Annotated in this window: 1 rRNA gene; it reads left to right on the top strand. The window is 53.2% G+C overall.

The window, feature by feature from the left end:
• A 23S ribosomal RNA gene (locus ACZGCQ_RS16965) occupies nt 1-457 on the top strand; the annotation flags it as partial.

Genomic DNA, 457 nt, shown 5'->3' with positions numbered 1-457 from the left:
CCTTGGCACTAGGAGCCGAAGAAGGACGCGACGAACAGCGATATGCTTCGGGGAGCAGTACGTATGCTTTGATCCGAAGATTTCCGAATGGGGGAACCCACCATCTGCAATGCGATGGGACATGTTACATGAATACATAGTGTAGCGTGAGGCAGACCCGGGGAACTGAAACATCTAAGTACCCGGAGGAAGAGAAAGCAAATGCGATTCCCTGAGTAGCGGCGAGCGACACGGGAACAGCCCAAACCGAAGAGCATGCTCTTCGGGGTTGTAGGACACTCTATACGGAGTCAAAAAGGAAGACAGTAGGTGAAGGCCCTGGAAAGGTCCGCCGAAGAAGGTGACAGCGCTGTAGCTGAAACTGTTTTACCTTCAGAGTGGATCCTGAGTACGGCGGGACACGTGAAACCCAGTCGGCATTCGGGAGGGCAATCTCCCAAGGCTAAATACTCCATAG

Source organism: Exiguobacterium sp. HSB13 (assembly GCF_056764755.1).
This window is presented reverse-complemented; position numbering and strand designations above follow the sequence as displayed.